6 protein-coding genes are annotated in these 4209 nt (G+C 37.6%); 1 reads left to right on the top strand and 5 read right to left on the bottom strand.

The annotated features are described in order from the left end of the window. Nucleotides 1-84: 84 nt before the first annotated feature. Nucleotides 85-264 (bottom strand): HipA N-terminal domain-containing protein, encoded by a 180-nt coding sequence (locus tag ABMY41_RS21445; RefSeq protein ID WP_138534065.1) that lies wholly within the window; start codon nucleotides 262-264, stop codon nucleotides 85-87. Continuing rightward, nucleotides 257-541, bottom strand: coding sequence for a helix-turn-helix domain-containing protein (locus ABMY41_RS21440; protein ID WP_138534064.1), 285 nt, complete (start codon nucleotides 539-541; stop codon nucleotides 257-259). The genes ABMY41_RS21445 and ABMY41_RS21440 overlap by 8 nt, the downstream gene beginning before the upstream one ends. Before the next feature lie 235 nt (nucleotides 542-776). Between ABMY41_RS21440 and ABMY41_RS21435 the strand changes: the two genes are divergently transcribed. Further along, the gene (locus ABMY41_RS21435) at nucleotides 777-1076 is read left to right on the top strand and encodes a hypothetical protein (RefSeq protein WP_118845574.1); all 300 of its coding nucleotides are present in this window, start codon (nucleotides 777-779) and stop codon (nucleotides 1074-1076) included. A gap of 473 nt (nucleotides 1077-1549) precedes the next feature. Here ABMY41_RS21435 and ABMY41_RS21430 read toward each other — a convergent pair whose 3' ends face one another. The 3 genes from ABMY41_RS21430 to ABMY41_RS21420 all read right to left on the bottom strand — a co-directional run bounded on the left by ABMY41_RS21430 (nucleotide 1550) and on the right by ABMY41_RS21420 (nucleotide 3936). Continuing rightward, nucleotides 1550-2053, bottom strand: a complete 504-nt coding sequence (locus tag ABMY41_RS21430; RefSeq protein ID WP_118845572.1) for a DUF4411 family protein — start codon at nucleotides 2051-2053, stop codon at nucleotides 1550-1552. Beyond that, nucleotides 2050-3183 (bottom strand): ImmA/IrrE family metallo-endopeptidase, encoded by a 1134-nt coding sequence (locus ABMY41_RS21425; protein ID WP_063529044.1) that lies wholly within the window; start codon nucleotides 3181-3183, stop codon nucleotides 2050-2052. The genes ABMY41_RS21430 and ABMY41_RS21425 overlap by 4 nt, the downstream gene beginning before the upstream one ends. A gap of 354 nt (nucleotides 3184-3537) precedes the next feature. Next, nucleotides 3538-3936 (bottom strand): DUF4236 domain-containing protein, encoded by a 399-nt coding sequence (locus ABMY41_RS21420; RefSeq protein ID WP_063528117.1) that lies wholly within the window; start codon nucleotides 3934-3936, stop codon nucleotides 3538-3540. Between the last annotated feature and the right edge of the window lie 273 nt (nucleotides 3937-4209).

Raw genomic sequence — 4209 nt, 5'->3', positions numbered from 1 at the left:
GCAATCGTAAGACTAGCCGAGTCAAAAGCTCGACTAGCGGTGTCCAACGAAGCGTCAAAAAAGAAAGGTTAGTAGCTTAGGCTATTATCTTGGAAGCTCGATGCCTTTAGGCGCGAGTAGTTCACTTGGTATATCCGGTGACAAGGAAAAGTTTTTATCTGAGTTAACCCACTCTTGTGCATATTCAAAAGCCCAAAAGCCATTCACATCTTTTAACTCACCCATTTTTTTTGTACTTACAAATACTGTGAGCGATCTATTCATGATCAACTATCTCATTAATGCGTTTGATTAGTTTCTTTTGCGCTGAAGTATCAGATGGAGGCAGCGCGAAGTCTATTTTCATTTCAATACCAAGTGACTCCATCAAATCAAATAACCTATTTACGGACAATGAACCACTCCCCTTTTCAAAGTCACCTACCGTATTGATACTATTGCCCGAAAATTCTCCAATTGTTTTTTGGTCTAACCCTTGGCTTTTTCTAACAGCAGATATTAATTTACCTAATTGCTTAGCTGAACTAACAGATATTTCCATTTTTAGCTCCAAAATTCACAGATAATTGTGAATAATAGAGAAATATAATCAATAGGGCAATAAATTCACAATATTTTGTGAAAAAATCTAGAACCGCAGTCAAAGAACCAAAAATTCACAATATAATGTGAAAAATGCAATTCATATAGATACTACAAATTGACTAGATAGACTCACAAGGAATAGAATATTAATAGGTACAATTTAGGAAGGAACTTAAAAAGGATTTTTATGTATGACCAAAATTAAAATTAATAAAATTAGAAGTTTATCCCATCTAATGGTTTTATTGCTTATTACCTTTGCATTGATGCAAATTTCAACATCATTAACAATATTTACCTCAATTCTTGTTTTAATCTATTTGGCGTTCATTCTTTCCTCAACAGTTAAAGCTTATTCTCAAGGAATTTATTTTAAAGCTTTCAATACAGAGAAGTTCTATTCAGCAGAAGAGATTAAAGGAGGTGCAATTCCATTTCTTCTATATTACTGGGATAACAAAAATAGCTCATTAAAGTCATTATACAAATGAAGCTAAAGTGCATGAATTATAAATCACCCCAAGGATGAAAGTTATCAGTTCTTACACCCGTTCTTTTCACAAGTGATTTTACTATGAGTGTTAGTCCAATGTGTTGGGTTTCCTCAGTATTGGAAAAACGTTTTAGGTTGTCATCTGTGTTAAGTGAATTCGGCATAAATTTTTAGGGACTAACGCCGCATTAAGATGCTATAGCAACGCCACCACTTTACCTATACGACTCAAACTAAAAATATTGGCTAAAAACTCCAAATTCAGTAGTGCAGAACTCGCTTGAATGTAAGCCAAATACTGATGTCACGGATAGGAAAATTTAAAGCCGGAAATTACCGGTTTTAAACGTTATTGAAACAAGGTTAGCGTTATTGCTAATGAATTACTTATGAGGTTTGGATTAGTTAGTGGAGGCGCTTCAAGTATGATTAGCGAGCTACACATTTTGAAAGTAAATAAGGCTCTAAAGCCTAAGGGGTTGATGTATGCATAACAAATTGAGCTTCTAAATTGTTTAATAGCTCAAAAGTATTGATATAAGATACTTTGAAGTGCTCACAAATGTTTGGGATTAAGATTTTTCTCTTGATTTTTTTGTCGAGCTTTTCGTGGGTAACTATCACTGATCCAGTTGTTATAGCTTTAGCAATTAACCAAGGGTCAGCCCCTCTCAGAAACTCTTCATGTGTTCCGTCTTTCATCTCGGTTAGAGACATTACATAATTCACCACATTTGCGAAGGCAAGTTGGGTTGCTTCATCATCATTAGATTCAAACAAACCTGGATGTTCTTTAGCCCATATCGCGAGTTCATCATTACCGTTAATCAGCTCTTTCTTTATGAATTCGATACTTGAAACGCCGCAATGCTTGTTTGATTGCAATAACCACTGCCAATAGCCCGGACAAATTGTCATCGAATAGTACCGATTTTTCGCTTCAATAAATGTATTTGCATCTAGCAGGTAATTCATAAGGCAAGTTTGCTCGCGTACGTTTTAATTTTATTAGGTTGAATTCCCAATAAGCTCCCTGCATCCCGAAGTAGAATCCGCCCACTCATTGCTTCTGCAACAACTGCACTAGAAAATAAAGCACTGTTACGGGCACCCGCAGTAATGTTAAAGTCTCCTCCGCTGCTTTTTTTGCGTCTGAACGCTTTCATTTCACGTTGGTAAAATTCCCTATAAGTATCGGAGTCTATAGCGTTACAGTCGAAAGCCCGTTTAGCCACAACGAGTTTACTAACGTGAAATCTAGAACTAATTGCTACAACATTATTTAGTAGGCTAACTAGAGGATTCCACATTTCATGGAATTCTTTCTCAGGGACTAAAAATTCGCCAGCTACAGCATTGCAGAACTTTTCTTCTTCAGCATGTTCGTTGCCAAGATCAGAAACCCCGCTACTGCCTATCCAAAGATGAGCTAACTCATGAATAAGCGTAAAAAGTCTTGCGGCTGGCGCGTCAGAGCTATTGATGAAAATTACAGGCGCTAATTTGTCGGAGATGGCAAAGCCTCGAAACTCACTAACTTCGAGCTTTCTTCTGGTGTTATTACCTACAATGCCACTTCTCATAACAAGAATGCGAGAGTTTTCAGCAGCGTTGATTAGTTGACGTTGATAGTCTTCCCAAGAGCCTTTTTGAGGCAGTGGAACTCCTAATTCACCTCTTATGTTTTGTGCAACATCATAAACAGTATTTTTTGTAGTAAAGCGACCGACAAACGGCAATTCCTCTTCGCCAATTTGTCGCAAATACTCTTTGTACCACTGTTGTTTATACATTACCTGCTTAATGATGTCTCTCATTTCAACTGATACTTCATTACGATGCTTGTTACCTATAGTTCTGAGATCAGGTATAGGTAGCTCTTCTTTAGGAGGGTTAACTAAAAATAGATAACCAAAAGGAATATTAGTGGCATTTGCAATTTTCTGGGCTTGAACAAATGTAGGCTTAGATGTTCCAGCCTCCCATTCAACTACGCGTTCAACCTTTTTAATCCCTAATTTTTGAGCAAAGTCCTCCTTGCTTAAGCCGGCTCGTTGCCGTGCCCAAGTTACAATTTGGGGATTAATTAATGCTTGCGTTGCCATGATCTCTACTACTTAATTTATTGTAACCACAATACATATTATAGGCGGCATTGTACATAACTTGTTATATTAGTCGCTAGCGGAATTGCCTCGGATAGTGCGAAAGCTAGATTCTTAAAGTAAGCATGCCCTAATGAATTGCACACATAATTAGAAAATGCATGGTGAATGAGGGTTTAGTGGAGTGTCTTATCAATAAACCGAAACACGGAGAAGGGCATATAATAAGTTACGGCCTAAGGAGAGATTTGTCTTAAACGTACGGTCGTAACATCGCTACACGACAGCCTTGTAGTTGATTGATTTGTAGCAGTCTTTAATAGAAACGAATGTAGATCGCCATACGTTGCTTTGTTAGGGCTGTTGGATAACTGAATATATAAGCCAAAACAACCAAGCGAAACTTGTGACTCTTGAAATCGTGGAGTGTCCTTTGCGAAGAGTATACCAAGCAAAGATGTACGGCAGGAAAAAAATTCCCATACCAAGCAAAAAGCTAACTTTTCGTACATCAGTGTCAATTTGTGGTGGTAAGCTACTCTTAAGGTTTACGTGCTTAGAAGTCCCATCGGGTTTATAAACCACCTTGGCGTGAGAGATTCCACTACCGGGTATACTTCCTGTAGCACGAATACCTTTCTCACTCGCATTCAGAGTTAAACCTTTACCTCCCAAGGAAAGACTACTAATCCCTTTTTTACCTATATTAACCCGTACACCTTTTCCAACTTTTATACTCTTTCGAAACCCCATGCACGCAATCTCCTTTGTGCCTTAACATCTTTATCAGAGGACACTATATTAGCTTGTTTTAGTTTTGCTATGCATTATTTATGACCAATATTAGAAAGGTTTTAATTCCATCAAAGGAGTCACTAGCTGGTTTTTGTATGTCCAATAGCGTTGTTTCCTAAAAGTTTGAACTATCTTGCCAGCCTGTGATCAGATCATCTATATTTTACTAGCCCGTGCAACAACAATGAGCAAAATCACAAACTGGTCTCACTATAATCAAGCCCTCGTTAA

It is taken from the genome of Pseudoalteromonas sp. BZA4 (assembly GCF_040104395.1).
Lineage (GTDB): Bacteria > Pseudomonadota > Gammaproteobacteria > Enterobacterales > Alteromonadaceae > Pseudoalteromonas.
This window is presented reverse-complemented; position numbering and strand designations above follow the sequence as displayed.

What these genes read in the sequence shown, in the direction of transcription:
- ABMY41_RS21435 (WP_118845574.1), top strand. Translation starts at nt 777, where the DNA reads ATGACCAAAATTAAAATTAATAAAATTAGAAGTTTATCCCATCTAATG.
- ABMY41_RS21430 (WP_118845572.1), bottom strand. Translation starts at nt 2,053, where the DNA reads ATGAATTACCTGCTAGATGCAAATACATTTATTGAAGCGAAAAATCGG.
- ABMY41_RS21445 (WP_138534065.1), bottom strand. Translation starts at nt 264, where the DNA reads ATGAATAGATCGCTCACAGTATTTGTAAGTACAAAAAAAATGGGTGAG.
- ABMY41_RS21440 (WP_138534064.1), bottom strand. Translation starts at nt 541, where the DNA reads ATGGAAATATCTGTTAGTTCAGCTAAGCAATTAGGTAAATTAATATCT.
- ABMY41_RS21425 (WP_063529044.1), bottom strand. Translation starts at nt 3,183, where the DNA reads ATGGCAACGCAAGCATTAATTAATCCCCAAATTGTAACTTGGGCACGG.
- ABMY41_RS21420 (WP_063528117.1), bottom strand. Translation starts at nt 3,936, where the DNA reads ATGGGGTTTCGAAAGAGTATAAAAGTTGGAAAAGGTGTACGGGTTAAT.